Origin of the sequence: Longimicrobium sp. (genome assembly GCF_036399255.1) — a bacterium.
Classification (GTDB): domain Bacteria; phylum Gemmatimonadota; class Gemmatimonadetes; order Longimicrobiales; family Longimicrobiaceae; genus Longimicrobium.
The window spans coordinates 23,721-50,554 of the sequence record NZ_DASWNM010000080.1 but is presented as its reverse complement, the minus strand read 5'-3'; the positions used below and the strand labels follow the sequence as shown (position 1 = coordinate 50,554).

At 70.6% G+C, this 26,834-nt stretch carries 20 protein-coding genes; 13 read left to right on the top strand and 7 right to left on the bottom strand.

The annotated features are described in order from the left end of the window. Nucleotides 1-3 precede the first annotated feature (3 nt). Genes VGC13_RS13730 through VGC13_RS13720 form a run of 3 tightly spaced genes read left to right on the top strand, consistent with a single transcriptional unit; the run spans nucleotide 4 to nucleotide 3,515 of the window. Nucleotides 4-1,746, top strand: a complete 1,743-nt coding sequence (locus tag VGC13_RS13730) for a monovalent cation:proton antiporter-2 (CPA2) family protein (RefSeq protein WP_331125824.1) — start codon at nucleotides 4-6, stop codon at nucleotides 1,744-1,746. Then, nucleotides 1,743-2,240, top strand: a complete 498-nt coding sequence (locus VGC13_RS13725; RefSeq protein WP_331125823.1) for a cation:proton antiporter regulatory subunit — start codon at nucleotides 1,743-1,745, stop codon at nucleotides 2,238-2,240. Before VGC13_RS13730 ends, VGC13_RS13725 begins: the two co-directional genes overlap by 4 nt. A gap of 3 nt (nucleotides 2,241-2,243) precedes the next feature. Further along, the gene (locus VGC13_RS13720; protein WP_331125822.1) at nucleotides 2,244-3,515 is read left to right on the top strand and encodes a cation:proton antiporter; all 1,272 of its coding nucleotides are present in this window, start codon (nucleotides 2,244-2,246) and stop codon (nucleotides 3,513-3,515) included. A 308-nt stretch (nucleotides 3,516-3,823) separates the two neighbouring features. Here the strand turns inward: VGC13_RS13720 and VGC13_RS13715 are convergent, their stop codons facing one another. Further along, nucleotides 3,824-4,534, bottom strand: a complete 711-nt coding sequence (locus tag VGC13_RS13715; protein WP_331125821.1) for a TetR/AcrR family transcriptional regulator — start codon at nucleotides 4,532-4,534, stop codon at nucleotides 3,824-3,826. Nucleotides 4,535-4,712: 178 nt separating this feature from the next. On the opposite strand from VGC13_RS13715, the gene VGC13_RS13710 reads away from it, so the two are divergent. The 3 genes from VGC13_RS13710 (at nucleotide 4,713) to VGC13_RS13700 (ending at nucleotide 8,942) form a co-directional block, all read left to right on the top strand. After that, the gene (locus VGC13_RS13710; protein ID WP_331125820.1) at nucleotides 4,713-5,621 is read left to right on the top strand and encodes a PhzF family phenazine biosynthesis protein; all 909 of its coding nucleotides are present in this window, start codon (nucleotides 4,713-4,715) and stop codon (nucleotides 5,619-5,621) included. Nucleotides 5,622-5,769: 148 nt separating this feature from the next. Then, the gene (locus VGC13_RS13705) at nucleotides 5,770-6,234 is read left to right on the top strand and encodes a hypothetical protein (protein ID WP_331125819.1); all 465 of its coding nucleotides are present in this window, start codon (nucleotides 5,770-5,772) and stop codon (nucleotides 6,232-6,234) included. Nucleotides 6,235-7,331: 1,097 nt separating this feature from the next. Then, complete coding sequence (locus VGC13_RS13700; RefSeq protein ID WP_331125818.1) at nucleotides 7,332-8,942, top strand: VWA domain-containing protein; 1,611 nt, start codon at nucleotides 7,332-7,334, stop codon at nucleotides 8,940-8,942. A gap of 253 nt (nucleotides 8,943-9,195) precedes the next feature. Here the strand turns inward: VGC13_RS13700 and VGC13_RS13695 are convergent, their stop codons facing one another. Together VGC13_RS13695 and VGC13_RS13690 are read right to left on the bottom strand one after the other, a co-directional pair. Beyond that, a complete protein-coding gene (locus VGC13_RS13695; protein ID WP_331125817.1) occupies nucleotides 9,196-10,506 on the bottom strand; it encodes a S8 family peptidase in 1,311 nt (436 codons plus the stop codon). A 485-nt stretch (nucleotides 10,507-10,991) separates the two neighbouring features. Beyond that, nucleotides 10,992-12,038, bottom strand: a complete 1,047-nt coding sequence (locus VGC13_RS13690) for an MBL fold metallo-hydrolase (RefSeq protein ID WP_331125816.1) — start codon at nucleotides 12,036-12,038, stop codon at nucleotides 10,992-10,994. A 292-nt stretch (nucleotides 12,039-12,330) separates the two neighbouring features. On the opposite strand from VGC13_RS13690, the gene VGC13_RS13685 reads away from it, so the two are divergent. Continuing rightward, nucleotides 12,331-12,621, top strand: coding sequence for a hypothetical protein (locus tag VGC13_RS13685; protein ID WP_331125815.1), 291 nt, complete (start codon nucleotides 12,331-12,333; stop codon nucleotides 12,619-12,621). 618 nt (nucleotides 12,622-13,239) lie between these two features. Next, entirely contained in the window at nucleotides 13,240-13,689 is a 450-nt protein-coding gene (locus VGC13_RS13680) for a hypothetical protein (protein ID WP_331125814.1), read from the top strand. 186 nt (nucleotides 13,690-13,875) lie between these two features. Here the strand turns inward: VGC13_RS13680 and VGC13_RS13675 are convergent, their stop codons facing one another. Beyond that, nucleotides 13,876-14,172 (bottom strand): Rho termination factor N-terminal domain-containing protein, encoded by a 297-nt coding sequence (locus tag VGC13_RS13675; protein ID WP_349264210.1) that lies wholly within the window; start codon nucleotides 14,170-14,172, stop codon nucleotides 13,876-13,878. Nucleotides 14,173-14,536: 364 nt separating this feature from the next. Here VGC13_RS13675 and VGC13_RS13670 point away from each other — a divergent pair, with 364 nt between their 5' ends. The 3 genes from VGC13_RS13670 to VGC13_RS13660 all read left to right on the top strand — a co-directional run bounded on the left by VGC13_RS13670 (nucleotide 14,537) and on the right by VGC13_RS13660 (nucleotide 18,349). Then, nucleotides 14,537-15,274 (top strand): Bax inhibitor-1/YccA family protein, encoded by a 738-nt coding sequence (locus tag VGC13_RS13670; protein WP_331125812.1) that lies wholly within the window; start codon nucleotides 14,537-14,539, stop codon nucleotides 15,272-15,274. Between the two features lie 699 nt (nucleotides 15,275-15,973). Next, a complete protein-coding gene (locus VGC13_RS13665; protein ID WP_331125811.1) occupies nucleotides 15,974-16,528 on the top strand; it encodes a hypothetical protein in 555 nt (184 codons plus the stop codon). Between the two features lie 99 nt (nucleotides 16,529-16,627). Then, nucleotides 16,628-18,349 (top strand): alkaline phosphatase family protein, encoded by a 1,722-nt coding sequence (locus tag VGC13_RS13660; RefSeq protein WP_331125810.1) that lies wholly within the window; start codon nucleotides 16,628-16,630, stop codon nucleotides 18,347-18,349. 102 nt (nucleotides 18,350-18,451) lie between these two features. Here the strand turns inward: VGC13_RS13660 and VGC13_RS13655 are convergent, their stop codons facing one another. The 3 genes from VGC13_RS13655 to VGC13_RS13645 are packed head-to-tail and all read right to left on the bottom strand — an operon-like array spanning nucleotide 18,452 to nucleotide 22,126. After that, complete coding sequence (locus VGC13_RS13655; RefSeq protein WP_331125809.1) at nucleotides 18,452-19,228, bottom strand: DUF1499 domain-containing protein; 777 nt, start codon at nucleotides 19,226-19,228, stop codon at nucleotides 18,452-18,454. Continuing rightward, nucleotides 19,221-19,988, bottom strand: coding sequence for a TVP38/TMEM64 family protein (locus VGC13_RS13650; RefSeq protein WP_331125808.1), 768 nt, complete (start codon nucleotides 19,986-19,988; stop codon nucleotides 19,221-19,223). The genes VGC13_RS13655 and VGC13_RS13650 overlap by 8 nt, the downstream gene beginning before the upstream one ends. Then, nucleotides 19,985-22,126: a methyl-accepting chemotaxis protein gene (locus VGC13_RS13645; protein ID WP_331125807.1), complete on the bottom strand. Its 2,142-nt coding sequence runs from the start codon at nucleotides 22,124-22,126 to the stop codon at nucleotides 19,985-19,987. The genes VGC13_RS13650 and VGC13_RS13645 overlap by 4 nt, the downstream gene beginning before the upstream one ends. Before the next feature lie 143 nt (nucleotides 22,127-22,269). Here VGC13_RS13645 and VGC13_RS13640 point away from each other — a divergent pair, with 143 nt between their 5' ends. Then, complete coding sequence (locus tag VGC13_RS13640) at nucleotides 22,270-22,824, top strand: molybdenum cofactor biosynthesis protein B (RefSeq protein WP_331125806.1); 555 nt, start codon at nucleotides 22,270-22,272, stop codon at nucleotides 22,822-22,824. 643 nt (nucleotides 22,825-23,467) lie between these two features. Further along, nucleotides 23,468-26,152: a DUF5916 domain-containing protein gene (locus VGC13_RS13635; RefSeq protein ID WP_331125805.1), complete on the top strand. Its 2,685-nt coding sequence runs from the start codon at nucleotides 23,468-23,470 to the stop codon at nucleotides 26,150-26,152. Nucleotides 26,153-26,834: the final 682 nt, after the last annotated feature.

Sequence of the window (26,834 nt, the reverse complement as noted above, 5' to 3'; positions counted from 1 at the left end):
GGCATGGAAGAGGCGCACCTGCTGAGGCCCGTCCTCATCATCCTGGCGGCGGCCATCGTGGTGGTGTCGCTGTTCCGCCGCGTGCGCGTGACCCCGGTGCTGGGCTATCTGGTCGCCGGCGTGCTCATCGGCCCGCACGGGCTGCGGATGGTGAACGACGTGGAGGCGGTGGAGGCGCTGGCGGAGTTCGGCGTGGTCTTTCTCCTCTTCGCCATCGGGCTGGAGCTGTCGCTGGGGCGGCTGTTCGCCATGCGGCGCCACGTGTTCGGCATGGGCACGCTGCAGGTGGTGGTCTGCGCCGCCGTCATCGCCGCCCTGGCGCGCCTGGCGGGGCTGGGGATGAGCGAGGCGCTGGTGCTGGGCGGCGGGCTGGCGCTTTCGTCCACCGCCGTGGTGATGCGGATGCTGCAGGACGACGGCGTCATGCACACCCGCGCCGGCCGCATGGCGCTCGCCGTGCTCCTGCTGCAGGACCTGGCCGTGGTCCCGCTGCTCACCGTGGTCCCCCTGCTGGGCGGCGAGGGCGGATCGATGGCGCGCGAGCTGGCGGTCGCCGCGGGCAAGGCGACGCTGGCGCTGGTCCTCATCATGGCCGCGGGGCGGCTGCTGCTGCGCCCCGTCCTCCGCGGGGTGGCGGCGGCGCGCACGCCGGAGCTGTTCACCGCCATCACCCTGTTCGTGGCGCTGGGGGTGAGCTGGGCCACGGCGCTGGCGGGATTGTCGATGGCGCTGGGCGCGTTTCTGGCCGGGCTGCTGATCTCCGAGACGGAGTACCGCCACCAGGTGGAGGCCGACATCGCCCCTTTCCGCGGGCTGCTGCTGGCGCTCTTCTTCATGGCGATCGGGATGGGGATCGACGTGCGCCTGCTGGCCGGGAACGCGCACCTCGTCGCCGCCGGCGTGCTGGCGCTGCTGGCGGCGAAGGCCGTCGTGATCACCGCCCTGGCGCGCGCGTTCGGGCAGCCGTGGGGAACGGCGGTGTTCGTGGGCTTTGCGCTGGCGCAGGCGGGCGAGTTCGGCTTCGTCCTCGTCACCCTGGCCCGCGAGGCGGGCGCGCTGGGCGAGCGCACGGGCGGGCTGGCGCTGCTGGTCGTCGCCCTTTCCATCGCCTGCACGCCGCTGCTGATGATGGCGGGGCGCGCGGCGTCCAGCCGCGTGCACCGCGCCAGCGGCGACCCCCAGGGCCTGCTGGAGCGCGAAACCCACGACCTGCGCAGGCACGCGCTGGTGCTGGGGCTGGGCCGCGTGGGGCGCACGGTGGCGCAGCTGCTGGAGGCGGCGGAGCGGGAGTACGTGGCGCTGGACCGGGACCCCGAGGTGGTGGCGGCGGGACGGGCGCGAAAGATCCCCGCCTTCTACGGCGACGGCAGCCGCCCCGAGGTGCTGCGCGCGGCGGGGGTGGAGCGCGCATCGGCCGTCGTCATCACCCTGGACGACGCGGAATCGGTCACGCGCGCGCTGCACGCCGTGCGCGCCGCGGACCACGACGTGCCCGTCATCGTCCGTGCGCGCGACACGCGCTCGTGCGGGCCGCTGACGGCGGCGGGGGCCACGGCGGTGGTGCCGGAGCTGGTGGAGGGAAGCCTGCAGCTGGGCGGACGCCTGCTGGTGGCGCTGGGCGTGGCGGAGGACGCGGTGGAAGCCGCGCTGGACGAGATGCGCAGGGACGACTACCGGCGCCTGGCCGACAGCGGCCTGGCGCGACCCGACGAGGACGGCGCCGCGGCGCCCAAGGAGCACGGATGAACGTAAAGGAGCACGACCTGCCGGGAGTGGGAAAGAAGTTCGCCTGCACCACCAACGAGGGCGACCGGCTTACCCTGATCATCCACAACACCGGCCACCGCGAACTGTACTTCTTCGAGCGCGGCGAAGACTTTCCCGCCAACGCGCTGCGGCTGGAAGACGCCGAGGCCCGCAAGCTGGGGGCGCTCATCGGCGGCGCCTACTTTCAGCCGGCCGTGGCCGAATCGATGGAGATGGTGCTGGGGCAGCTGTCGGTGGACTGGCTGCCGGTGCCGCAGGGCTCGTCGCTGGCGAACCTTACGCTGGCCGACACGCGGATGCGCGAGCGGACGGGCGCCAGCATCATCGCCATCATCCGCGGCGGCGAGGCGCGCCCCAACCCGCAGCCGGCCGAGACGGTGCGCGCCGGCGACACGCTGATGGTGATCGGCAGCCGCGACCAGGTGCGGCTGGCGTCCGAGATGGTGCGCGGGGTCGCGGCCCGGGACGGCTGACCGGTGGAACACGGCGGATTTCTACTGGGCGCGGGGGCGGTGCTGGCCGCGCTCGCGGCGGCCGGGCTGGGCGCGCGGGTGCTGGGCCAGTCGGTGATCCCGGCGTACATCCTGATCGGGATGGCGCTGCGGGGCGCCGGGCTCGACGCGCACCTGGTGCAGGTGCTGGCCACGCTGGGCGTGGTGCTCCTCCTGTTCTTCATGGGGCTGGAGTTCTCGCTGGGCGCCCTGCTGCGCAACCGCCGCCGCATCGTGCGCGACGGCGGCGTGGACTTCCTGGTCTGCTTTCCTCCCGGCCTCGTGGCCGGGCTGCTGCTGGGGTGGGGGTGGACGGGCGGGCTGCTGCTGGCCGGCGCGCTCTACGTCTCGTCCAGCGCCATCATCGCCAAGGCGACCATCGAGATGCGCCGCTCGGCCAACCCCGAGACGGAGTCGGCGCTGGGCGTGCTGGTGTTCGAGGACCTGTCGATGGCGCTGTTCCTGGCGCTGATGTCGGGCGCGGTGCTGGTGGCGGAGCCCGACGCGGGCAAGGTGGTGGTGGGAATGGGGCGCGCCTTTGCCTTCGTGGGCGTGGTGACGGCGGCGGCGTTCTTCGGCCGCCGCATCCTGGAGCGCTTGTTCGACATCGAGAGCGACGACGTCTTTCTGCTCTCCGCCGGCTCGCTGATGCTGCTGCTGTCGTGGGCGGCGCTGGGGGTGGGGCTGTCGGAGGCGATCGGCGCGTTCCTGGCGGGGCTGGTGCTCTCGGAGACGGACCACCGCGAGCGGGTGCAGCGCCTCTTTCTTCCGCTGGAGGGGTTGTTCGCCGCGGTGTTCTTCCTGGCGTTCGGCCTGTCGGTGGATCCAAAGGCGCTGCTGCAGGTGTGGCCCATCGCGCTGGGGCTGGCGGTGCTGGGGGCGGTGGCCAAGATCGCGGCGGGATGGTGGATCGGGCGGCTGTCGGGCCATCCCAAGCGCGCGGCGCTGGCGCTGGGGTTCACCCTGGTGCCGCGGGGCGAGTTCTCGGTGCTGCTGGCGGGGATCGCGGCCACCGCCGGCCTGGCGCAGGTGAGCGCGACCATCGCGGGATCGGTGCTGGCGCTGTCGCTGCTGGGCACCGTGGGCATGCGCTACGCCCCGCAGATCGCCCTGAAGGCCTTTCCCCGCCGCGCCCCGCGCATGGAGGAGCGGGGCTTTCGCGCGGACCTGGCGATGCACGACGCGCCCGCCGCCGTGCCGCTCGTAGGCCCTGGTGACTTCGACCACCCCTCCGCCGGCGATCAGCGCGTGCGGTGAACGGGTGAACGGGCGGCGGGGAACGTCGCTCCAGGCGTTCGATACCTGGCCTCACGCAGAAACGCGGAGGCGCCGAGGAGAACAGCTGCATCGATTCTCCCCTGCGTCTCCGTTCTGCGTGAGCCCAATCTTCCCGGGCAGAGCCCGGAAACCCGCGTGACGGAGAGATCCTGCCGCTTCGGATAAAGATTCTTCGGTCGGCGCCACACTCCTGAGCGGCCGGAAAGCACCGCGCGGCGCCTCCCTCAGAATGACACGTTTTGTCCAGGTTCAGCACCCGGATGACTGGTTCGGCTCGCTTCACCCGTTCACCCGTTCACCCGTTCACCCTCCCCCTCCCCCGGCTCCCGCAAATCCGCCAGCAGCCGCAGCACCATCTTCCGCACCGGTCCCATCAGCGGAAGCGAGGACAGCTGCACCAGGCGCGCGACCAGGTCCACGGTGCGCTCCATCAGCCGCCAGGTGCGCACGCGGCCGGGGGAGCGGTCGTGGATCCAGAACAGCACGATCCCCATGTGGTACGTCCACAGCAGCTCCGGCAGCTCCGCCTCCAGGTCCTTCGGCAGCTTCCTGTCCTCCGCCCCGCGCACCACCTCGGCGAACAGCTCGATCACCTCGCGCCGCGCGGGAAGCGACTCCTCGCTGAACGGGTTCAGCGGGCTCTCGGGGTCCGCCGCGGTGCGAAAGAGGATGCCGGCGAAGCGGTGGTACGGCTCGATGGTGCGCAGCTTGGTCTGCATCACCCCCAGCAGCCGGTCGCGCAGGGTGCGCTCCCTCCGCAGCACCTCCTCGGCCTCGCCCACGTGCTCCTGGTGCGTGCGGCCGTAAAAGGCCTGGATGAGCTGTTCCTTGCCGCGGAAGTAGTAGTACGCGCTCCCCAGCGCCACCCCCGCCCGCTCGGCGATGGCGCGCATGGTGGTTTCCTCGTACCCCCGCTCGCGAAACAGCTCCAGCGCCGTCTCAAGGATCAGCGCGCGCGTCTGCTCGCCCTTCGCGGTCTTGCCCGCCGCCTCGGCCATCCGCCCTCCGTTGTGTTGATCGCCCCTGAACCTGCGTCGGCGGGCGCGGGTGGCGCAACGGAGAGCCGCAGCCGGAGGGGGCGGATCATCGCCGCGGAGAGTTGCGAACGTGGATGCGACGCCCGAAGTTCGGGCGGGACGAGCGGGCATGCGGTTTCGATTTCGATCGGAGGGGATGATGCGGGCGAAGTTCCACACGCTGGACGTGTTCACGGACCGGGTGTTCGGCGGCAATCCGCTGGCGGTGTTTCCCGACGCCGCCGGCATTCCGGATCAGACGATGCAGCGCATTGCGCGCGAGCTGAACCTGTCGGAGACGGTGTTCGTCACCGGGGCGGAGGGGACGGCGTTCAGCGTCCGCATCTTCACGCCGGGCGGCGAGCTGCCGTTCGCGGGGCACCCCACGGTGGGCACGGGCTTTCTGCTGGTGATGCTGGGGCGGGTGCCGGCCGAGGGGCGGGTCGCCCGGCTGGTGCTGCGGGAGGGGGTGGGGCCGGTGCCGGTGGAGGTGCGGATGGAGGACGGCCGGCCCGTGTTCGCCATGCTCTCGGCGCCGCGGGTGCCGGAGCCGGGCCCCCCCGTGCCCTCGTCCGCGGTGCTGGCGGAGGTGCTGTCGATCGATGAGGCGGACCTGGGCGGCTCGATTGCCGCGGCGCACGCCTCGGCCGGCGTGCCGTTCCTCTTCGTCTCCGTCCGCGGCCGCGATGCGCTGGCCCGCGCCCGCGTGGACGTGGGCGCGTGGGAGCGGCACCTGGCCGCCGCGTGGTCGCCGCACCTCTACGTGGTGACGGACGACACGGGCGAAGAGGGCGTGGCGCTGCGCGCGCGGATGTTCGCGCCGGCCATGGGCATCACCGAAGACGCGGCCACCGGCGGCGCGGCGACGGCCCTCGCCGCGCTGCTGGCCGCGCGCGACGCGGACGCGGACGGCACCTGGAGCTGGACGGTGCACCAGGGGGTGGAGATGGGCCGCCCCAGCCGCATCCTGGTGGAGGCGGACGTGCTGGGCGGGCGCGTGGCGCAGGTGCGCGTGGGCGGCTCGGCGGTGTCGGTGAGCGAGGGGGAGATGGTGATTCCAGAGGATTGAGGTGAAAGGGTGAAAGGGTGAAGGGGTGAAGGGGTGACCGGATTTCGGCGTGTGAAACAGCCGATTCAAGGCGCACGTACTCGATTCCGTACAGCAGACACCGACCTGGATCGCCTCGGCAGCCTTTTTCTTTGTGAACAGCCTTCGCATGCAGCGCATCGACGGGGTCGCGCAGGACGTTCGGCACACCGTGCACGTAACGCACGGGGGCAGCCAGACCGATCACCTGGCCCTGTTCGAGATCGGCGGCACGCGGCTCGGCTTTCGCGGCCGCGCACCCGTATCCATCAAGGAGGGCGACGAGCTTGCCGTCGTGTGCGAGCCGGGGGACAAAGGCATCCACACCGTCGTCGCCTTTCACAACCGCACGCTGGACGTGCGCGACGACGATGTCCGCAACGAGTTGCAGGGGATCGGATGCAGCCGGGGCTTCGTCGTGTTCATGGCCGTCTGCGCGGTGCTCACGGCGGCCGGCGGAAACTGGATCGGCGGCGTGGCGGCTCTCGCGGTCGCCGTGGTGGCGGTGCTCGTTACGCGCCGCGCCCGCACCGTCGCGAGCGAAACCGAGGAGCGGGCGCGCGAGGTGCACCGACTGCTCGACGCGAACCCATAAGAACGAAGGATGCCGAATCCGCGGATCCGCGGAACCACCTGTCATTCTGAGGAAGCGCCCGACCCAGGCACTCGGGAAATCCATGAAGGCAGTTGGCGCGACCGAAGAATCTCCCTCCTCCCGCGCGGAGTCCTCCCCCGGGCAGAGCCCGGAAACCCCGCGTGGCGGAAAGATCCTGCCGCCCAGATAGAGATTCTTCGGTCGGCGCCACGCTCCCAAGTGTACGGAGAGTTCTGCACGGCGCCTCCCTCAGAATGACAGGCTAGACAAAAAACCAAGGTAACACCTGTCATTCTGAGGGAGCGCGCCCCTCGGCCTCTCGGAAAAGCCACGAAGTCAGTTGGCGCGACCGAAGAATCTCCCTCCTCTCGCGCGGAGTCCTCTCCCGGGCAGAGCCCGGGAACTCTGTGCGGCGGAAAGATCCTGCCGCCCAGTATGCAGATTCTTCAGTCCGCGCCACGCGCACGAAGAGATGAGAGCGCAGCGCGGCGCCTCCCTCCGAGTGTGTTCAAGAATCCGACGCTGCGCATCGCTCTGTCATTCCGAGGCCCGGCCACGCCGCAGCCTGCTTTTACACCAGAGGTTGCAGGGCCGAGGAATCTACCGTCGGATTTGCTGGAGGTCAGACGCGGCAGCCCGTGCCTGCTTCGCGGCTACGACACGGGCGGATAGGGCCAGTGCCGGAGCGGTGCGACGAGGAGCCAGCAGCAGACGGTAGATTTCTCAGTCGGCGCGCAGGAGTTCGTGCGAGCCGATGGTGCGGTGCGGCGCCTCCTTCGAAATGACAGACCGGCGCGACCGCAGGGGATTCTTCAACCTGATCTGGTATAGCAAAGCGGGCCGCGTCCTCCGCGTGACCCGCTTATCCGCGGACCGCGCACGTCCACTGAACGCGGCGGACGTTCAGTAAACGCGTTCCGAACCGGCGGATCCCATCGCCGCGCATCGGATAAATACGATCACAAACACAACAGCTGCATCGGCTTGCATGCGATGCGGACTACAGGTGTTCCCCGGAACGAGCGGTGCCTTCCAGAGACGCGACGGGGCCGGGCATCCACCGGCACCGAGTCGCGTCACCCACTCGGGAGGTGCACATGATTCCACGCAATCCGCTGGTGCTCGCCGCCGTCCTGCTTTCCCTCGCCGCCTGCGCGTCCGGCGGCAGCGACTCCGAAGGTGCAACCGCCGACGCCGTGCAGTCGGCGACGGTCGCCGACACGTCCGGCTCCTTCGCGCCGGAGCCGGGCTTCAACACCGAGGAGTACGCCCACGTGGCGGAAAACGGCTTTCGCGACGCGCGCGCCACGCCGCTCTCCACCTTTGCCATCGACGTGGACCGCGCCTCGTACGCCAACGTCCGCCGCTTCCTGCGGCAGGGGCAGATGCCCCCGGCCGACGCCGTTCGCATCGAGGAGCTGGTCAACTACTTCGAGTACGACGATCCCGATCCCGCCGGCGACGAGCCCTTCGCCGTACGCACCGAGGTGGCGGATGCGCCGTGGAACCCGGAGCACCGGCTGGTGCGCATCGGCATCCAGGGGCGGCGGATGGACGTCGCCGAGCTGCCGCCCAGCAACCTGGTGTTCCTGGTGGACGTCTCCGGGTCGATGGAACCCGACCTGCCGCTGGTGAAGGCCGCGCTGGGCCGGCTGGTGGAGGAGATGGGCGACGAGGACCGCGTGGGGATCGTGGTCTACGCGGGCGCCGCGGGCGTGGTGCTGGAGCCCACCTCCGACCGCCGCAGGATCATGCGCGCCCTCGACGATCTGCAGGCCGGCGGCAGCACCGCGGGCGGCGAGGGGATCCGGCTGGCCTACCGCCTGGCGCGCGACGCCTTTGTCGGCGGTGGCAACAACCGCGTCATCCTGGCCACCGACGGCGACTTCAACGTGGGCGTGACCAGCGAGGGCGAGCTGGTGCGCCTCATCGAGCAGGAGCGGGAGGACGGCATCTTCCTGACGGTGCTGGGCTTTGGCACGGGGAACCTGGCGGACGCGCGGATGGAGGCGCTGGCGGACCACGGCAACGGCAACTACGCCTACGTGGACGGCGAGGACGAGGCCGAGAAGGTGCTGGTGCGCGAGCGGGCCGGCACGCTGGTCGCCATCGCGAAGGACGTGAAGGTGCAGGTGGAGTTCAATCCCGCGCGGGTGGATTCGTACCGGCTGATCGGCTACGAGAACCGGGTGATGGCGGCCGAGGACTTCAACGACGACCGCAAGGACGCCGGCGAGCTGGGCGCCGGCCACACCGTCACCGTGCTGTACGAGGTGGTGCCCGCGGGCGGATCGCGCGAGGGCCGGCGCGTGGACCCGCTGCGCTACCAGGACCGCCGCGGCGGCGCGTCCGGCGAGCTGATGACGGTAAAGCTGCGCTACAAGCAGCCGGAGGGCGGCGAGAGCCGGCTTCTGGAGCACACCGTCCGCGATTCGCATCGCCCGCTGGACGCCGCGTCCAACGACCTGCGCTTTGCGGCGGCGGTGGCGCAGTGGGGCATGCTGCTGCGCGGCTCCGAGCACGCGGGCCAGGCGTCGTACGAGCGCGTGCTGCGCCTTGCCCGCGGCGCCGTGGGCCGCGACGCGCACGGCGACCGCGCCGAGTTCGTGCGCCTGGTGCAATCGTCCCGGCGTTTGGCGAGTCAGGACGGGTGGGTTGATGAGGAGGAGCCGTGGGCGGAGGATGACGCCCCGTCGCACGGGCACTGAGGCGAGGGGGCGGATGGAGCGGAGAGGGGGGATGCTTCGAAGGAGAGTATGCCCGCGTCCAGATCCTGAAAAAGAATGGTCGTACAGAGGAACAGAGGCAGACAGAGGAAGCGAGCGGATATTTCAGCTCGCTTTCTCTGTCTGACTCTGTTCCTCTGTACGCATAAAGGTGTTGTTTTTTGGGGGGTCAAAAAGAATCGGGGCCCCGCCGTGGTGGCGGGGCCCCGATCCGTTCAGCCGAAAGCCGTAAGGCTTACAGGCCGGCGCCCAGCGTGGTGCCGGTCACGGCGCGGTGCACGTTCAGGCGGCCGTTGCCGAACTTGGTGTCGACGCCGGCGGTGCCCTTGTCGTCGGCCGTGCTCAGCAGGCGGTTGCGCAGCGCGGCGCCGCGCAGGCCCAGCTTGCTGGCGACCGCGGCGGCGGCGCCCGTCACCTGCGGGGTGGCCATCGAGGTGCCCTGCATGTAGGTGTAGCCGTTGTTCAGGTAGGCGCTGTAGATGCCCATCTCGTCGGTGGTGTTGCTGTACATCTCGCCGCCCGGGGCGCTGATGTCCAGGCCGCTGCCGTACTGCGAGTAGTAGGCGAGCGCGTCACGCCAGCTGGTGGACGACACCGAGATGGCGTTGGGGTCGCAGGCGGGGCAGCCCACCTTGTTGGTGCCGCTGTTGCCGGCGGCGGCGATCACCAGCACGCCCTTGGTGTTCACGGCGTAGTTGATGGCGTCGATCTCGGCGCGGGACTCGCGGGTGCCGCCCAGCGACAGGTTCATGGCGACCATGCCCGGGTAGTCGGCCGCGGCGCGGATGGCGTTCACGATGGCCGAGGTGGGGCAGCCGGCCGGGCCGCAGACCTTCTGGACCAGGATGCGGACGTTGGACGAGGCGCCGGTCACGCCGGCCACGCCGACGGTGGTGCCGGCCATGGTGCCGCTGGTGTGCGTGCCGTGGCCGTCGTCGTCCTCGGGGTTGGCGTCGTTGTTCACCCAGTCGCGGCCCGCGATCAGGCGGCCCGTGAACTCCGAGTGGTCCATGTCCACGCCGGTGTCGATGCTGCTGATGACCACCGCGCCGCCGCCGGCCGCGATGCTCGAGATCACGTCTTCATCGGCGTCCGCGATCGAGGCGTAGGTGGCGCCGAGGGGCTGGCCGTGGCGCGAATCGGCCGGGTCGTTGAAGTAGGCGTTCAGGCCGCCCGGGTTGAAGAAGGCCCACAGGCGCGGATCGGCCTGCGTCTGGCGCAGGTAGTTGGGCTCGGCCCACTCCACGCGCGGGTCGGCCGCGATGCGGGCCGCCTCGGCACGCTCCTGGCCGCGCGACACGCCCATCACCGCGAACTCGTTCTTGTAGCCCAGGCGAGCCAGGCTCAGCCCCTGGCCCGTGATGGCGCCGAAGGTCTGGCCGTCCTTCATCTTCACCAGCACCTCGCCCGGCACCACGGCGTCGTGGTTGCTCTGGGTAAGGGGCAGGGGGGCGGGGGCGGCGGCCTCGGGGCCGGCCGGGGCGTCGGAGCAGGCGGCGACCGCAAGGGTCAGCGCGGCCGCGGCGGCGGTGCGGAAACGGTGCATCGGAGACTCCCTGCAACTGGGGGGTGAATAGGAACGATCGTCCTGCAAGAGAGCGCAGAGCCCTCCGATAGTTTGAACGTCCGTTCGGTGGTGATGGCCATGGGTAAGGCAAGGGGTGGACCACTCCCGAACAGTGCTCGCCAACGCCATAAACCCAGCAGCAGCAACAGTTTTCCAGAATGTGCACTTTCCGGCGGCCGAAACGAAGCGGTGCACGGTGCACCATTCCGGTGCGCAGGATGCAGCGGTGACCCGCTCCAAGTCGGTGCTTGGGAAACGTCTGTTGTCCGGGATGGCCGAGACGGGGGGGCGGGTGGGCGTCCGTTGCGCACGCGGATGAAAAACGGCCTTCCTCCGCGGTGCGGAAGAAGGCCGGGAGGGGGATGGATCATCCGCCCCGCCGAATCCCCCAGGGGACTTGTCTCACGCGGAGGAAGCAGACCTGGCTTCCTCTGCGTGAGACAGGTCCGTTTCCGGGGCCGGGATCAGAGAATGACCGGCTCCTCGTAGCGCTCGTAGACCACGTGCTCCGTGTGTGCGCGGCGGCGGCGCGGGCGGCGGACGGCGCGGGCCAGCGCCAGCCCCGCCACGAAGGCGCCGCCCAGCACCAGCAGCGTCTTCGCCAGGTCCAGCGGCGCGGGGGGTACCGAGACCACGCCCCGCTCGTCCGCCACCGCGGGCCGGTCCACGTAGCGCCCGTGGGCGGGCACCGCGCGGGTGCGAAAGTTCATGGCCAGGGCGCGCAGCTCGTCGCGCAGCTGCGGGCCGCTCAGCGGAATGCCGTGGCCGGTGGCCGCCAGCCCGGGGTTCAGGTCCGCCAGCAGCCGCACCGAGCGCTCGGCGCTGGGCCAGTCGGGCGTGTAGTACGCGGGCGGGCCGTTTACCTCCGGCGTCTGCTCGAGCACGTAGGTCAGCGCCTCCTGTCGCGTGGTGACGAAGGCGTCGCCCGCGATCAGCGTGCGGTCGGCGTCGCGGAACAGCGACACGTGGCCGGCGGTGTGCCCCGGCGTGTGGATCCACCGCCACCCGGGCATTCCCGGCACCGAGCCGTCCGCCGGCAGCGGCTGCACCCGCCCGCCCAGGTCGATGGGCTTGCGCGGGTACATGAACGAAAGCCGGGCCATGGCGCCGCCGGGCACCGTGGGGTCGGGGGGCGGATACGCCGAGTCGCCCGTGAGGTACGGCATCTCCAGCGGGTGCGCGTACACCACGCAGTCCCACATCTCCACCAGCTCGTGGATGGAGCCGCGGTGGTCGAAGTGCCCGTGGGTAAGGACGATGGCCCGCGGCCGCGCCCCCGGCCCGAAGCGCTCTTCCGCCGCGGCCACGATCCTGGGCGCCGAGCCGTACATCCCCGTATCCACCAGCACCCACTCCCGGTCGCCCGCGCCGCGCGGGCCGTACAGGAACAGGTTCACGATGGCGGTGCGCAGGTACGCCAGGTCGGGCAGCAGCTCCCGCGCGCCGCCCGTGGACGGGTACTCTTCCCGCTCCAGCTTCCGTCCCGAGATCCGCTCCAGCGTCGCCGTCATCATCCCCTCCCGCGTGCACGCATCACCGCCGCGAAGCCCTTGCTCCGCTTTCCGTTGCGCCCCGGATTCCGCAAACCGCGCGCCGCCTCCGGCGCATTCATCGATCCGCCTTCCAGAGAAGATGGCCTCACACGGAGTCAGCGGAGTAAAAGAAGTACCGTGGACTCCGCTGCTGTTCGTGAGCCGGGGCGCATCCCCGGCGCGGCAGGAAAAGTTCTGGAAACGAGAAAGCGTTTCCGTGGCGAAGGGGAGGCACTATATTGTGCTACCGATCCCCGCCGCAGAAAGCACCATGCCACACCGTCCGTCCCGCGCGCGCCGTGCGGGGTACACGCTCGCTCTCGTCCCCCTGGTCCTTGCGTCCGCCTCCGGCGCGCCGGCCCACGGCCTCGCCGCATCCGCCGTCCAGCCCGCGCACACGGCCCGCGCGCAGTCCACGGTGACGAATTCGTCGCCCCCCACGGCGATCCTGATTCCGTGCATCACCGGGACGTGCGAGGTGCCTCTGCGCGGTACGCCCGCGCTCGTGCCGCTGAAGCCCGCGCCCGCGAGTTCCGCGCCGGAAGCACTCGCCGCGCGCTGAACGGCGGCGGAACGGTCGGAGGTCGTGCGCCGGGTTTCGCCCGGGCGGGTGAACCCGCGGGTGCAACACCGCGGCAATGCATGCGGCACACACCCGTCGGCGCAGGCCGACATCGCGTTATCCCAGCTGCGAATTCATTCGCCCGGGGCCGTTCGGGGGAACGCCGGCATGCGAGAGCGGCTGAAGCCGCCGCAACGACAGCGGGAAGCCCCGCAAACCGCGCGGGGCTTCAACAGCGCACCGCACCACGCATGCGGCACACACCCGTCGGCGCAGGCCGACATCGCGTTGTCCCAGCCGCGAATTCATTCGCCCGGGGCGGTCCGGGGGAACGCCGGCATGCGAGAGCGGCTGAAGCCGCCGCTCGCCGCAACGAAAGCGGAAAGCCCCGCAAACTGCGCGGGGCTTCAACAGCGCACCGCACCACGTATGCGGCACGCACCAGTCGGCGCAGGGCCGACATCGCGTTGTCCCAGCCGCGAATTCATTCGCCCGGGGCGGTTGGGGGGCTGTGTGTCCGCCGGCATCTTTCCGATCCCCCTTCCTTGCGGCTGCTCCGGCGGCGTCCCATCGTAGGGCCGGCCGTTCATCGTTCCCGCCCCGCCCGCACCTCGTTCAATGGACCGCACGCGCCTGTTCGCCATCGCCGCGGGGATCGCCCTGGCGGCGTTCCTGCTGGGCTACCTGCCCCAGATGTCGCGCGCCAACGGGCTGCGCGATCGGCTGGAGACGAGCCAGCAGAGCCTGCGGACGACGCAGCAGGAGCTGCGGATGGCGCGGGTGGAAGGGCACATCGGCGCGGCGCTGGTCGAGGCGCAGCGCAGCAACTACGAGCAGGCGCGCCAGCGGATGACGGAGGTGTACGCCACGCTGCAGGCCGCCGCGCCGGGGCTGTCGGGCGCGCAGCGAAGCGAGGCGGACGCCATCCTGGCCCAGCGCGACGAGATCGTCACGCTGCTGGCGCGGGCGGCGCCGCAAAGCCGCGAGCGGCTGATGCTGATCTACACCCGCTACCACAACGCCTTCTACCCCGCCTCCGCCCGCGCCGCCATCACCACGCTGCCGTAGCCGAAAAATGCGTCCCGCGCAGAGACGCGGAAACGGACAAGCGTCTGCAGGGACGGGAACAGGGGGAGCGGAGGGGAAGAAGTCGATCTTCCGGTCCTCCTCTCCCCCTGTTTCCAGCGATCGCCCCCGCGGTGCTCCGCGCCTCTGCGTCTTTCGCGTGAGGCCCCTGCCGTGGGGGCGGAGCGGTCAGGTTTCCCGGAGCGCGGCCACCAGCTGCTGCTTGTCCATCTTGCTGCGCCCGGGGATGTTCTTTTTCTTGGCGATGTTGTACAGCTCGTCGCGGGTACGGTCTTCGTAGCCGCTGTGCGGGTTTCCGGTGCCCTGCGTGTGCTTGTTGGCGCTGCGGCCTTCCAGCCGGCGGTTCTTGTTCACCGTGCGCGCGGCGATCTCCTGGGCCCGGCCTTCGTCCATGCCGCGATCGAGGGAGCTTTCCTTGATCGCCTCGTACATGGTTTCGTCGTGCTTGCTCCAGCCCCTCGGCATCGCATCCTCCGGATTCAGGTGGTGATACGCGGGTGAAACAGGCAAGAACCGGCCCAACCGCTCGATTTTCGCCCCTCGCGGCGCACCGCTGCTCCTCTCTGGCCCGGCGCGGCGGAAGGATGCGTCTTTACGTCGTGCGGCGCGGCGCATTAGATTCGGTGCCCGCAGGCCCACGCCCCGCCGCCGTACGTCCCTTTCCGCACTTCGACAGGGGCCGTACGCACGCCGACGGACAATCGTAGCACATCGAGATTCCCCAGGCGGCGGCATGCACCGTCCAGCCCCGGCGCGGCCCAGCGAAACACGCCGCCCCACACTGGCGTATTAGACCGCCGCAACCACACAACCACAGTCGCACGGAGCCATGAGAACCTCCAATCCGTCCCTGAACTCCAAGACCTTCGAGCGGGCCGCCCCCGGCGCGGGCGCCATGACCATCGAGGGCACGGTCAACAAGGTGGGCATCCTCCTGGTCCTGATGCTGATCCCGGCGTCCTACATGTTCAGCAAGGTGCTCAACGCGTGGGACCCCAGCGCGGCCCTGGCCACCGCCGGGATGAGCGCCATCGGCGCGCTCATCTTCGCGATCATCACCATCTTCAAGAAGACGTGGGCGCCGGTCACCGCGCCCATCTACGCGGTGCTGGAGGGGCTGTTCCTGGGCGCCATCTCGGGCGTGTTCAACCAGGCGTATCCGGGCATCGCCATGCAGGCCATCGCGCTGACCATGGGCACGCTGCTCACGCTGCTGCTGGCGTACCGCACCGGCCTGATTCGCGCCACCGAGAACTTCAAGCTGGGCGTGGTGGCGGCCACGGGCGCCATCGCCATGCTGTACCTGGTGAACATCGTGATGGGCTTCTTTGGAACGCGCATCCCGTTCATTCACGAGAGCGGCATGGTGGGCATTCTGTTCAGCCTGTTCGTGGTGGTGATCGCGGCGCTGAACCTGGTGCTGGACTTCGACTTCATCGAGAGCGGCGCCGAGATGGGCGCGCCCAAGTACATGGAGTGGTACGCCGCGTTCGGCCTGATGGTGACGCTGGTGTGGCTGTACCTGGAGATCCTGCGCCTGCTGGCCAAGCTGCAGAGCCGCGACTGACCGTATCCGACGGCGGACGGAACGAAGGGCGGGCTTCCCGGCGGGGAGCCCGCCCTTTCCCGTTTCCGCCCGATCCACGAAAGAGAGTGGACGCATACCGAATCCCGCAGCCCATCGTGCACCCAGACTTCTACTGCCGCCTCACCCGGAGAGCACGGAGGAGAAACAGGTCCTCTTGTCTTCTCCGTGTCCTCCGTGTGATGCCGACGCCGGGAAACCAACACCTTCATGCGTACAGAGGAACAGAGTCAGACAGAGGAACCCGGATGATCTTTCAGCTCGCTTTCTCTGTCTGACTCTGTTCCTCTGTACGATCATTCTTTTCTGGTACGAGGAGGATGAGACGGCCCGTGGGAAATGCACAACCGGGCCGGGAACCTGGTTTCACGCAGGGGAAGCAGGGGAGATCGTCTCTGCCTCCCCTGCGTCCCCCCGCGTGAGAACCACCGGCTGATTTCGTGGATCAACGCGGGATTTTCAGCATTTACGCGGCTGCTACGCACATTTGCGGCAGTCGCGGACACCGAAAGAAAACCGGCAGACCCCCGCAATCCGCGATCTGTCTGTATATTCGTGGCGCGGCGTGGTAAACAGGCGAGCACGATACTGGCGTAGGCGTCCCGGTATGCGGTTCCGAATGCGCCACCACTGGTCGCGCACGACGGGCCGACGATCTTGGTTAACCCCCGGAGAGACGAGATGGACCAGAAGCCCTACGAGGTGGAAATCACCTTCCGCCAGACGTTGCGGTACGCCGTACAGGCATCGAACCGCAAGGTCGCCGAGCAGCAGGCCATGCAGCGGTGGAAAGTGGGAGACGAGGCGTTCGTCGTGGGCAGCGACTGCTGCGAGGTGCTGGAGGTGCGCACCAACCAGGTTCCCTGCGACGACCGCTGCACCAAGGACGCCCAGGAGGCCTACCGCTACCTGCGCGACCGCGAGCTGGTGATCGAAGCGCTGGACGAGGACGCCTTCAACCCCACCGTGCACGACGCCGTCTCGGCCGAAGAAGTGGCCACGCACGTGGGCTGGAAGCGCCGCAACGAAGGACTGGCAGACATCCCGGACGTACCCCGCGCCGCCCGCGCGCTCGATCGCCTTTGCAACGAGCGGCGGGTGGTCTGTTTTACGCGCAGCCGCATGCGCGCCGGGGAAAAAGGCGAGATTCGCCTGTACTGCACCCCCCAGCACCTGGCCCTGCTTTCGTCGCTCATCATGGACGAGGAGCTGGAGGCCGCCGGAACCGCGGCCTGACCGCCGCTCGGTTTCCCTTGTAACGACGTACGGAGCACCGGCGCGGGCTCGCGGGACCATCCCGCGGGCCCGCTTCGCTTTTGCCCATCCGCCACACCCATGCCCAGCCTGCACCCGCGCGACCTTCCCTTGGCCCTGCTGCGCCGCCTGCTGATCTTCGCGCTGATCGCGGGGGTGCTGGTGGGCGCGGCGGCGGTGTACCTGGAGTGGAAGGGAAACGCGCCCGAGGAGATCGCCGAGCTGATGGCGACGGGCGGGGAGAAGGTGCTGCGCAAGCCGCTGCACCCGGCCCGCGGCGCGCCCCGCGTGATCGTGTTTGCCCTGGACGGCGTGGGCGACGGCGAGCTGCGGCAGGCCATCACCGCCGGCGCCATGCCGCGGGTGGGCGCGCTGCTGGGGCGCGAGACGGAGCCGCGGCTGTTCGAGCACGGCTGGGCGGCGCCGGGGGTGCTCAGCATTCTTCCCTCCACCACCTTCGCCGCCTGGGCGTCCGTCTTTACCGGCCAGCCGGCGGCACGCACCGGAGTGCCCGGCAACGAGTGGTTCGCGCGCGAGGAGATGCGCTTCTACGCGCCCGCGCCCGTCACCGTGACGCAGCACGAGCACGCGCTGGAGGTGTTCAGCGACCAGCTGATGGGCCGCGTGCTGCGCGCGCCCACGGTGTACGAGCGCGCGGGCGTGCGGTCGTACGTGTCGCTGCAGGCGTACCACCGCGGCGCGGACCTGCTCACCGTGCCCATGCCCTCGTCGTACGGGCGGATGATGACCCGCGCGGCCACGGGCGTGGTGGACGACGAGACGGTGGGGCAGGAGATGTACGAGGAGCTGGACGACGAGGCGGTGGAGAGCCTGGTGGAAAGCATCGGGCGCCACGGGGTGGCGGACCTGCAGGTGGTGTACTTTCCCGGCGTGGACCTGTACACCCACGTGGCCGAGCACCCCATTCCCGACCAGCTGCGGTACCTGCGCAACGTGATCGACCCCGCGGTGGGCAAGGTGCTGGACGCCTACCGCAAGGCCGGCGCGCTGGACGGCGCCTGGGTGATGTTCGTCGCCGACCACGGCCACACGCCGGTGCTGCCGGACGACCTGCACTCCCTGGGCACCGAGGGCGACGACGAGCCGCCGGCGGTGCTGCGGCGGGCGGGGTTCCGCGTGCGGCCGTTCCAGCTGGAGCTGGACCCGGAGCAGCAGGACTTTCAGGCGGCGGTGGCGTACCAGGGCGCGTTCGCCTACGTCTACCTGGCCGACCGCTCCACCTGCGCCGCCGCTACGGTGCGCTGCGACTGGAAGCGTCCGCCGCGGCTGGAGGAGGACGTGCTCCCCGTGGCCCGCGCCTTTTACGAGGCCTCGCGCACCGGCGCGGGGGTGCCGGCGCTGCGGGGAACGCTGGACCTGGTGTTCGCGCGGCCTCCCACCGCGCCGGGGCAGGACGCGGCGCCGTTCCAGGTGTGGGATGGGGAGCGGCTGGTGCCGGTGGGCGCGTACCTGGCCGCCCATCCGCGCCCGGAGCTGCTGGACCTGGAGCGGCGGCTGGAGGGCCTTGCCGTGGGCCCGTACGGCCACCGCGCGGGGGACGTGCTGCTGCTGGCGCGGACGGGGGTGCAGCTGCCCATCGAGCAGCGCTTCTACTTTTCCAGCCGGTACCACTCGTGGCACGGCAGTCCCACCGCGCAGGACAGCGAGATCCCGCTGCTGGTGATCCAGCCCCGCACCGCCGGCGCCGCCGTCCGTGCCCGCGTCCTCCGCGCCGCCGGCCGCCACCCCGACCAGCTCAGCATCACCCCCGTGATCCTCGACCTGCTGTCCGCCAGGCGATAATCCCAAAAAGATTGGGCCTCACACAGAGTCAACAGAGTTAACAGAGGAGCTTGCACTCTGTTGACTCTGCTGACTCTGTGTGAGGCCAATCTGTTCCAGGGCTTACGAAGCCGCTTCGGTCTGGATGGGGGCGGGGTCGGCGGCGCGGAGGCGGCGCAGGTACTCGCGGATGCGCTTGGCGTTGGCGCCCACGTCGCCGCGCCCGATGCGGCTCTTGGAGCGCACGTCCACCCGCGAGATGCCGGACGCGGACGACACGCGGATCACCACGTCGTCCTTGAAGCCCATCCAGGGCGTGGTCGCCGTCGCCTCGATGCGCCCGTCGCGGCGGCTCTGGTCCACCAGCTCCCACCCCATCTCCCCCGCCGTCCGCAGCGCCAGCGAAAAGGCGGAATCCACCGGCATCGCCATCATCATCGGGCGCAGGTCCGGATACGCCTTCTGCTGCGCGACCGCCACCGAGTCGCCCTGGTACTCCACGGGATTGGGCGCGTCCTTGCGCAGCGGCGCCACGGCCACGAACACGGGGGGGTTCGCCACGTCGGTGGTGATGTCGTGGATGGGCGGATACTGCCCCGCGTCGCGCCGCCAGCTCCACGGGAGAAAGAAGGCCAGCGCGCCCAGCACCAGCCCCACGGCGGCCACCGCGCGGCCGCGCCCGCGGCTGAGCGCCAGCCCCAGCAGCGAGACCAGGGCCGCCGCGGCGCCCGCGTAGGCCGCGTACTGCATCAGCGCAAAGCTGGTGCGAAAGTGCCACCAGCCAAAGCGCGCGCCGGGGCCGGTCACGAACAGCATCAGCATCGCCAGCAGCCCCAGCAGCAGCCCGGCCAGGGCCACGGGATGCATGCGGCGGACGCGTTCCACGTGCAGCTCAGCCATGGGATCGTCTCTTTCGGTTGCGGAACTTCTTCCAGGCGATGGGCAGCAGGCTCATCGCGCCCAGCATCCCCAGCGCCAGCAGCGTGTTGGCCCCTACGAAGTCGCGGGGAGATTCGATGCGGCCCAGCGACTCGCCCAGGTTCACGAAGACGAACGTCCCCGGCAGAATGCCGATGGCCGTCGCCGCGAAGAAGGTGCGCGCCGTCACGGGGGTGAACGCGGGCACCAGGTTCATCAGCCAGAAGGGAAACAGGGGGACCAGGCGCACGAACAGGATGTAGTTGAACGCGTCCCGCTCGAACCCCTTGGCCAGCCGCTGCAGCCGCGGCCCCATCCGCCGCCGCGCCGCGTCCGCGAACAGGTAGCGTGCGGCGAGGAACGCCAGCGTGGCCCCGATGGATGCCGCCAGCACCACCGCCGCCGTCCCCACCCATCGGCCGAACAGCAGCCCCATTGCAAAGGTCAGCAGGATCCCCGCGGGAAAGCTGAGCGCCGTCGCCACGGTGTAGAGGAGCGTGGCGCCCAGGAGCATGGACACGTAGTGGCGCTGCGTGTAGGCCAGCAGCTCCGCGCGGTGCGCCTTGAGCGCCTCGAAGTCGAACTGCTCCCCCAGCAGGGCGAACGCGGCCAGCGCCCCCAGCATCACCGCCGCCAGCCCGATCTTCTTCCAGTTGGCGCGCCGGCGGCGGGGACGCACGGCGGCGGCTGGGGCGCCCGCGCCCGCCTCCCCCATCCGCTCCCCGCCGTCCGCGTCCGTCATGCGCCCGGCCCGCGCGCCAGGTCCACCCAGCGGCCGGAGACCGGCGACGGGTCCTGCACCGACTCCGCCTGCAGCAGCTCGAACATCCGCGCCCCCAGGGTAGAAAGCTCGCGCACGCTGGCGGCCACGCTTTCCAGCGACGCCAGCTGCTGCTGCGTGGCGGCGGCCGTCTGTTCCGCGGCGGCGGCGTTCTGCTCGCTGATCTCGGTGGCCCGCGTCACCGCGTCGCCGATCATCTCGTTCTGCGCCTGCGCGTCCTCCATCAGCGCCGAGACGCCGGCGATCTCTTCGCGCAGCTGCGCCACCTGTGTAATGCTCTCGCGCAGCGCCACGGCCGCGCGGTCCGCCCCCTGCGCCCCCTCGCCGATGTCCGCGCGGGCGCCGGCGATGGCCTCGGCCACGCGGGCGATCTCCGCGCGCACCTGCTCGACGAGGACGCCGATGCGCTCGGCCGAGGCGGCGCTGTTCTCCGCCAGCTTGCGCACCTCGTCCGCGACCACCGCGAAGCCGCGGCCGTACTCGCCGGCGCGGGCGGCCTCGATGGCGGCGTTCAGCGCCAGCAGGTTGGTCTGCTCGGCCACCTCGCGGATGGTGTCGCTGATGGTGCCGATCTCCCCGCTCCGCTCCCGCAGCGACGCCACCTCGTCCGACACCGTCCCCAGCCGCGTGGCGCCCTCCTTCACCCGCGCGACGAGCAGCTCCACGTCGCTCCCCGCGCCGCGCGAGCGCTGCAGCGTCTCGCCGCCAAAGCGGTCGGCGCTGGCCAGGCGGCGGGCGATCTCGACGCTGGCCTGGCGCAGCAGGGCGATGGAATCGGCCACGCTGCGGTAGTCCTCCGTCTGCCGCATGGACCCCTCGCTCACCTCCTGCACCGCCGCCGTCACGCTCTCTCCGGTAATGCGCAGCTCCGCGGCGACCGTATCCACCTCCCGCGCCAGCGCCGTCAGCTCTTCGGCGCTGATGCGCACGCGGCCGTCCACGCGGCGCAGGTGCAGCGCCATCCCCAGCTGCCGCTGCACGCGGGCCAGGTAGTCCAGGTGCCCGTCCTCGAACGGCTCGCCGCCCGCGCGCTCCAGCCAGAGCGCCGCCTCGACCGCGTCGCCGTAGAGAAGGGGATAGGCCAGGCGGTGCGGCGGCAGATCGGCATCGCCCCCGTTCAGCACCCGCTCCAGGGCCGCCGCGTCCCCCGCCCCCGCGTCGCCGCCCATCTGCACGGGAAGGCCGGCGTCGTCCAGCGCCCAGACGGAGGCGGCGCTCAGGTCGAAGTCGGCGTGCAGGGCGTCCACGGCCTGGCGGCTCACCTCGTCCACGCTCCCCGCCTGGAGGAGCGCCAGCGAGATCTCCTGCGCGCGCCGCTCCAGCCTGCCGGTGTCGAACAGGTTGTAGCGCACGATGGCGTAGGCGAACGCCAGCGGCATCAGCACCCAGAACAGCGCGTACAGCGGCAGCCCCGGCAGCGCCTCGCCGCGCAGCGCGTTGCCGATCTCCGGGAGCGCGGACAGCCAGCCGGGTCCCATCCCCAGCGCGATCCCCGCCACGGCCCAGGCCAGCTGCGTGCGCAGGCGCGGCGAGTGCGTGCTCGTAATCCCCCACGCGACGAGGGCGATGGCGCCCAGAAAGGCCAGCCCGTCCATCACGTCGTCGCGGAGGATGCCGTCCAGCACCTCCGGCACGGTCTCCGCGCCGGCCAGCGCGCCCAGGACGGAAACCAGCCACAGCGCCAGCATCACCCCGTAGAACGCCGCGAACCCGCCCAGCCAGCGGTTCACCCGGCGGGGGAACGCGAGCGCGGCGGCGAAGTGGAGGAGCGACGGCGCGTGCAGAAAGCCGCCCAGCGCGAAGACCGCGTAGCCGAGGGTCGCGGACGGCTGCCCGCCGGTGACGAGGGAGGCGGGAAGGTAGAGCGCCCAGGAGCAGGCGTGGATCAGGAACGCCGGGCCGGCGGGGACGCGGCTGGCGCGGCCGTACGCCCACCACCCCACCATCAGGAAGACGTAGCCGATGGCGCCGTACACCGCCGCCCCCATCCCCCGCTGCGCGTCGGCGGCGGTGGAGACGGCGTAGATGGACGTGAAGACCAGCGCCGGGACCGTGATCCCGGCCAGCCCTCTCGCGGCGGCGTTGAAGAAGGCTTTCATGGTGGCGTTGCGGGGGCGCGGATTGGGAGTGAATCTAAGGTCGGCGCGAAACGGCGAAAGTGCGGCGTGCGCGAGCGGCGCCGGCGCGGGGTTTCCGCCCCGCCGCCGCGCGCCACGGTTCACCGGAAATGGGGGGGATGGGGATGACGACGGAGAGCAGCGAGCGGCACCATCGCGCGGCGGACGCGGAGCGGGGGCCGGTGCCGGTGGCGCTGGTGACGGTGAGCGATTCGCGGACGGAGGAGACCGACACCAACGGCATCTGGCTGCGCCAGGCGGTGGAGGCGGCGGGGCACCACGTGGAGGGGTGCCGCATCATCCGCGACGAGCCGGCCGAGGTCGAGGCGGCGCTGCGGGCGATGGCGTTCGGGGCGGCGCGGGTGATCGTGTTCAACGGCGGCACCGGCATCGCTCCGCGCGACACCACCTACGACGTGCTGGTGCGCCACCTCGAGAAGCCGATCCCCGGCTTCGGCGAGCTGTTCCGGATGCTGAGCTGGGAGCAGGTGGGCGCCGCGGCCATGCTGTCGCGCGCCACGGCGGGGCTGTACCGCGGGCGGGTGGTGTTCTCGCTTCCCGGATCGCCCGCCGCCGTGCGCCTGGCGTGGGAGCGGCTGATCGAGCCGGAGCTGAAGCACATGGCCTGGCTGGTGGCGCCGGAGCATCCGCCGCGGGCGGGGGATGGGGTGAACGGGTGAACGGGTGAACGGGTGAACGGGTGGCGCCGGCCGAGCCCGGTGCGTCGCCGGCGGGATCCACGCCCCCCCCACCACGGGTTGGAAACCCGCGGCTAGAAGGGCCATAAGCCCCGTCTTTGCTCGTTCCTCACAAAACGGGGCTTCACCTGCTCGCGTGGGCCACGCCCGCGCCGGGACGGACGCGATGGGGTTCAAGCCCCGCCGGGCGAGCTCCGCGAGCCCAGGGCGGGGCTTCTGGCATTTGTAGCCGCGGGCTTTAGCCCGTGGCGGCTCGTTCCTCACAAAACGGGGCTTCACCTGCTCGCGTGGGCCACGCCCGCGCCGGGACGGACGCGATGGGGTTGAAGCCCCGCCGGGCGAGCTCCGCGAGCCCAGGGCGGGGCTTCTGGCCTTTCTAGCCGCGGGTTTCCAACCCGTGGTGCAGGAGCCCGTGGTGCGCGAAACCCCTTCCGTCCCGCCTCCGTACCCTCGTTCGCGCGCTAACCGATCCCTAACCCGGACGGTTCGAACCCGCGCGCGTCCGGCGGCATCCTACCACGCGTCCAGGGAAGGCGGAGCACACGCCGCATGCCCGGACGCGCGGCGCGTCTCCGCCGCGCAGCCGCCCCCCGGGGCGACCCCTTCACGTGGAGCATTCCCGCACATGCGCAGTGCACTCGCCCTTGCGGCCGCACTTGCTTTTGCCGCGCCCGCGGCCGCGCAGCAGATCGCCGAGCCCGGCGCCACCGGCACCGAAGGACGCCGGCTGGCCCGGGCCACGCGCACCACCCAGCCTCCGCAGATCGACGGCGTGCTGAACGACGACGCCTGGCGGCAGGCGCAGCCGCTCACCGGCTTCGTGCAGCGCGCGTCCAACCCCGGCGCGCCCGCCACCCTGCCCAGCGAAGCGCGCATCCTGTACGACGACGGCGCCGTGTACGTGGCCATGCGCATGCACGACCCCTCGCCCGACAGCATGCAGGCGCCGCTGGGCCGCCGCGACCTGGCCGGCATCTCGTCCGAATGGGCGCACGTCATGCTGGACAGCTACAACGACAAGCGCACCGCCTTCCGCTTTTCCGTCAATCCGCGCGGGGTGCAGAAGGACGCGTTCCACAGCAACGATACGAACGAGGACCTGGGCTGGGACGCCGTGTGGGAGTCCGCCGCCCGCGTCGACAGCGCCGGGTGGACGGTGGAGTACCGCATCCCCCTCTCGCAGCTGCGCTACAGCGGCACCGCGGGCGAGCAGCGCTGGGGGATCCAGGTGACGCGCGAGATCGCCCGGCGCAGCGAGATCGCCGACTGGAGCCAGATCCACCCCGACCGCAACGGCTTCGTCTCGCAGTTCGGCGAGGTGGGGGGGATCGACGGCATCCGCGGCGCGCGCCGGCTGGAGGTGCTTCCCTACACGGTGGCCCGCGTGACCCGCGAGCCGGGCTCCGCGGACGACCCGTTCTGGGATGAGAACGATCCCTTCGGCTCCGTGGGCGCGGACGTGAAGTACGGGCTCACCTCCGACCTCACGCTCACGGCCACCATCAACCCCGATTTCGGGCAGGTGGAGGCGGACCCGTCGCAGGTGAACCTGAGCGCGTTCGAGACCTTTTTCCAGGAGCGGCGGCCGTTCTTTACCGAGGGGGCCGACATCTTCCGCTTTGGCGTGGGCTTTCCCTACGGCGTGCGCGGCGCGCAGTTCGGCAACGACCAGCCGTTCTACTCGCGCCGCCTGGGCCGCGCACCGCAGGGCCGCGCGCCCAACGACGCGCAGTTCGCCGCCGCGCCCGAGGCGACGACCATCCTGGGCGCCGCCAAGCTCTCCGGAAAGACGCGGAGCGGCTGGTCCATCGGCCTGCTGGACGCCGTCACCGCGCGCGAGGACGTGCGGTACGTGACGCCCGACGGACGCGGCGAGACGGTGGTGGAGCCCATGACCAACTACGCCGTGGGCCGGGTGATCAAGGACTTCCAGGGCGGCAGCAGCGCGGTGGGCGGCATCTTTACCGCCACGCACCGCGACCTGGGAGAGGGGGACGGGCTGGCCTGGCTGCCGTCGCAGGCGTACCTGGCCGGCCTGGACGGGCGCCACCGCTTCGGCGGCAACCAGTACGAGGTGGAGGGGGCGCTGGTGGGGACGCACGTGCGTGGCAGCACGGACGCCATCACCGCCATCCAGACGCGCGCGGGGCACTACTTTCAGCGTCCGGACGCGGACTACCTGGAGGTGGACGAGGACGCCACCTCGCTGTCGGGGTGGATGGGGCGCGCGTCCATCGAAAAGGTGGGCGGCGGGCACTGGCGGGGCGGCGTGTTCACGCACGCGCGCTCGCCGGGGCTGGAGATGAACGACCTTGGCTACGTGCGCAACGCCGACTGGGCGCTGGCCGGCGCCAACGTGCGGTACGAGGAGTTTCGCCCGGGCAAGGTGTTCCGCAACTGGAACGCGGGGCTGCACGGCTGGAACGGCTGGAGCTTTGGCGGCGAGCGGCTGGCGACGGGAATGCACGTCAACGGCTTTGGCCAGTTCCACAACAACTGGGGAACGTGGGTGGACGTGAACCACGAGTTCCAGGCGCTGCGGGCGGACGTGCTGCGCGGCGGGCCGTCGTTCGTGGGGCCGGCGTACAGCAACTTCGAGGGCGGATTCTTCAGCGACGGGCGCAAGCGCCTGTCGGGGGAGCTGTTCTACGGCGGATGGAACGAGTGGGGCACCCGTGGCGGCGGATACTTTGGCGGCGGCAACCTCAACCTGCGCCCCACCTCGCGCGTGCGGCTGTCGGTGGGGCCCAACGTCAACGTCAGCGAGGATCCGTGGATCTTCGTGAGCGAGGGGCGCACGGCGGACGGAACGCCGCACTACGTGTTCGGCAACATCCGCAACCGCAGCATCTCGCTGAGCACGCGGCTGAACTACGCCTTTACGCCCAGGCTGACGCTGGAGCTGTACGCGCAGCCGTTCGTGGCCGCGGGCGAGTACTCGCGGTTCAAGGAGGTGACGGACGGGCACGCGGATTCGTTCGACGACCGCTTCCGCGCCTACGCCGAGGGAACGGAGATCGTGGACGGCGAGCCGGGGGAGTACGCGGTGCGGCTGGACGGGGCGGGGGACCCGGACTTCACCTTCCGCAACCCGGACTTCAACTTCAAGGAGCTGCGCACCAACGCGGTGCTGCGGTGGGAGTACCGCCCCGGCTCGGCGCTGTTCGTGGTGTGGAGCCACGGCCGCAGCCACTTTGCCCAGGACGGCTCGTTTGGCGTGCGCCGCGACTTTGGCCGGCTGTTCGATGACGCGCTGGCCCCGCCGACGAACGTGCTGCTGGTGAAGCTGAATTATTGGCTGAACCTGTAGGGAATAGGGAACAGGGAATAGGGAATAGGGGACAGGGGACAGGGGACAGCAAGAAAAAAGCTGCGCCCGGATGATCGGTGTCATTCTGAGGGAGGCGCCGCCCCGAACCCGTCCTCATGCCGCAGAGCCGGTGCGCCGACCGAAGAATCTTTGTCGGAAACGGGGGCCCCTCGCGCCGAAGCCCATCGTAGCCGACGGGATAGGCGGCAGGATCTTTCCGTCACGCGGGGTTCCCCGGCTCTGCCCGGGGAGGGGGTCCGAGCGAGGGGAGGGAGATTCTTCGGTCGCGCCAACTGGCTCCGCGGCTTTCCCGAGATTCCGGAGCGGGCGCTTCCTCAGAATGACAGGTGTTTCCTCGGATTCGGTAAAAGACCCCGCTTCTCGGGTGATGGACGATCGGTGTCATTCTGAGGGAGGCGCCGCCCGGAACCGTCTTCGTGCCCCGGAGCCGTGGCGCCGACCGAAGAATCTTTATCGGGAACGGCAGGATCTGTCCGTCACGGTGTGTTCCCGGGCGATGCCCAGGGAGGGGTTGCGCGCGAGGGGAGGGAGATTCTTCGGTCGCGCCAACTGGCTCCGCGGATTTTCCGAAAGTCCGGAGCGGGCGCTTCCTCAGAATGACAGGTGTTTTCTTGGGTTCGGAAAAAGACCTCGCTTGGCACGGTGCCGGAGCGAGGTCTTC